Annotated in this window: 2 protein-coding genes and 1 pseudogene; all 3 read left to right on the forward strand. The window is 75.6% G+C overall.

Translation table 11 applies throughout. The features are described 5' to 3' along the window. The first annotated feature begins 56 nt into the window (after positions 1-56). Complete coding sequence (locus AB0F81_RS50890; RefSeq protein ID WP_360211638.1) at positions 57-968, forward strand: PrgI family protein; 912 nt, start codon at positions 57-59, stop codon at positions 966-968. Then, complete coding sequence (locus AB0F81_RS50895) at positions 965-2,704, forward strand: conjugal transfer protein TraC (RefSeq protein WP_360211640.1); 1,740 nt, start codon at positions 965-967, stop codon at positions 2,702-2,704. The genes AB0F81_RS50890 and AB0F81_RS50895 overlap by 4 nt, the downstream gene beginning before the upstream one ends. Before the next feature lie 12 nt (positions 2,705-2,716). Beyond that, positions 2,717-3,206, forward strand: a pseudogene (locus AB0F81_RS50900) (type VI secretion protein); the annotation flags it as partial.

Consider the following 3,206-nt stretch of genomic DNA (forward strand, 5'->3'; position numbering starts at 1 on the left):
CGCCGGTGACCGGGCCGTGGCAGCGGCCGCGGCGCCGCGGGTGAGCGGGGCCTGCCGTGGACGCTGACCTGCACGTTGGTGCGCGGGTGCCGGCCGACATCGAGGCGCCGGACCGGATCCTGTGGGGGTTGACCGCCCGGCAGGTGGCGGTGCTGGCCGGCGCCGCGGCGATCGGCTACCTGATCTTCACGGCGGCGGATGGTGTGCTGCCGGTGCCGGTTCGGCTGGTGTTGCTCATCCCGTTCGCCGCGGTCGCGGTGGCCCTCGCCGTGGGGCGCCGCGACGGGCTGCCGCTGGATGCGTGGCTGGTCGCCGCGCTGCGTTACCGCCGCTCGCCGCGGCGGGCGGTGCCGGCCACGCCGGCGAGGCCCGACCCGCCGCTGGCGGTGTTGCGCCTGCCGGCGCGGGCGATCACCGACAACGGGGTCATCGATGTCGGCCAGGCGGCGACGGTGCTGGTGGCCGCGGGCACGGTCAACGTCGGATTGCGTACGGGTGCGGAGCAGGCCGCCCTGGTCGGCGCCTATGCGCGCTGGCTGAACGCTCTGACCGGCCCGGTGCAGGTGGTGGTGTCGGCCCGGCGGGTGGATCTGAGCGTGCACGCGCAGCGCGTCGCCGACGCCGCCGAGACGCTGGCGCACCCGGCGCTGGCGCAGGCGGCTCTCGACTACGCCGAGTTCCTGCTCGACGTGGCCGCCGACCGCGATCCGCTGTGGCGCACCGTCACCGTCGCCTGCACCGCTGCCGGTCAGCACGGCGCGGCGGCCGAGGCGATGCGCCGTGCCGAGCACACCGCCGCCGCCCTCGCCACCCTTGGGGCGCAGACCCGGGTGCTGGACGGGCCGGCCGCCACCGCGGTGCTGACCAGCGCCGTCGACCCCTACCAGCCGGGTGACGCGTCGTGGCCGCGTACCCCGCCGCATCGCGCCGTCACCGCCCACCGCAACCACCTGGAGGCCCCGCAGTGAAAGCCACCCCGAGCGGCGATGCGGCGCTTGCCGCGGCCATCGGCCCGGCTGCTGTCGAGACCGGCCCGCACCGGCTGCGCGCCGGCGACGGTTTCACCGCCACCCTGGCCGTCACCGGCTTCCCGCCGGAGGTCGGCCTGGCCTGGCTGGACGTGCTGCTGTCCTGGCCGGGCCGACTGGATGTGGTGCAGCACATCGAGCCGGTGGCGGCGGCGACCGCGACCGTGCGGCTGCGCCGGCAGCGGGCCCGCCTGGAGGCCAGCCGGCGTCTCGACGCCGACCACGGCCGGCTGCCCGACCCGATGATCGAAGCCGCCGCGGAGGACGCCGCCGACCTGGCCGACCGGGTTGCCCGCGGCGCGTCCCGGCTGTTTCGGGTCGGGCACTACCTGTGCGTGCACGCCCCGACCGAGCAGGAGCTCGTCGACGCGGTCGCTGAGGTGCGGGCGGCGGCCGCCTCGGTCATGTTGGACACCCAACCGGCCACCTGGCGGCAGTTGCAGGGCTGGACCTCCACCCTGCCGTTGGGTGTGGACAGCCTGCGGATGCGGCGGGTCTTCGACACCGACGCGCTGGCCGCCGCGTTCCCGCTGGCGTCGGCGGATCTGCCGGCGCCGCTGCCCGGTGACGGGGTGCCGGCCGGTGGGGTGCTGTACGGGCTGAACACCGCCAGCAACGGTGTCGTCTGGTGGAACCGGTGGGCCTGCGACAACCACAACAGTGTGGTCCTGGCCCGCTCCGGCGCCGGCAAGTCGTACCTGGTCAAGCTGGAGACTCTGCGGTCGTTGTACGACGGGGTGCAGGTCGCGATCATCGACCCGGAGGATGAGTACCTGCGGTTGTGCGAGGCGGTCGGCGGCACCGCCATCCAGTTGGGTGCCCCCGGCATCCGGCTCAATCCGTTCGACATTCCGGCCGGTGACCGGCGCCCGGACGCGCTGACCCGCCGCGCCCTGTTCGTGCACACGTTGGTCGCGGTGCTGCTCGGTGCGGTGCCGCCGGCGCAGCAACGCGCCGCGCTGGACCGGGCGATCACCGCGGCGTACGCGGCGGCCGGCATCAGCAACGACCCGGCCACCTGGGGCCGGCCGGCGCCGCTGCTGCGCGACCTGGCGCAGGTGCTGGCCGCTGCCGGGCAGCCGGGCGCGCACGATCTGGCGGCCCGGCTGTCGCCGTGGGTCGAAGGCTCGTTCCGGGAGCTGTTCGACGGGCCGACCACGTTCCGGCCGCACGGGCACCTGGTGGTCTGGTCCACCCGGCACCTCGCCGACGAACTGCGCCCGGCCGGGATGCTGCTCGCCCTGGACGCCGTCTGGCGTGACGTCGATGTCACCGCCGCGCACGGGCCCCGCCGCCTCGTGGTGGTCGACGAGGCGTGGACGTTGCTGCGCGACGGTGAGGGCGCCCGTTTCCTGTACCGGCTGGCCAAGGCCGCCCGCAAACGCCGGGCCGGGGTGGCCGTGGTGATCCAGGACGCCGCCGATCTGCTGGGCAGCGAGCTGGGTCAGGCGGTCATCGCCAACGCCGCCACCCAGATCCTGATGCGCCAGGCACCGCAGGCGATCGACCTGATCGCGGACACGTTCGCGTTGACCGCCGGTGAAGCGCGGATGCTGCTGGCCGCCGGCCGCGGTGAGGCGCTGCTGCTGGCCGGCGCGCACCGGGTCGCGTTCCGCACGGTCGCCTCCGACCGCGAGCACCAGTTGTGCGCCGGCCTGAGCGACCTCGACGACTGAGAGAAGGCGACGATGAGTCCGACTCCGCAACCGGAACCCACCTGGCCCAAGGCGCCGCTGCCGCCACCGCCGGAGGTGCGGCTGCTCGACCTGCTCGGCGACGCGGTCGCTGCGGTGACGGCCCGGCCGTGGCTGGCGCTGCTGCCTGCCGTGCTCGTGCTGGCCGCCGTCACCGCGGACGCTCTGCTGCGCCGCGGCCGGCACCAGCGGCTCACCCGCCACGCCAAGCAGATCCTGATCACCCCGCCGCCGCAGGTCGACGCGGCCGGCGCGGCCGTCTGGTGGGCCAATCTGGCCGAGCTGATCGCCGCCCGGCGGCCCGGCCGGTTCCGGACGATCCCGCACGTCGGCTTCGAATACCGGTGGGCCGGCCGGCAGTTGACCATCGGTGTGTGGCTGCCGGGAACCGTGCCGGCCCGCCCGGTCGCCGCAGCGGTCCGCGCCGCCTGGCCCGGCGCGACGGCCACCATCATCGACGCCACGGCGCCGCTGCCGCTGCCCG

Source organism: Actinoplanes sp. NPDC024001 (genome assembly GCF_040638955.1).
In the GTDB taxonomy this organism is placed as follows: domain Bacteria; phylum Actinomycetota; class Actinomycetes; order Mycobacteriales; family Micromonosporaceae; genus Actinoplanes.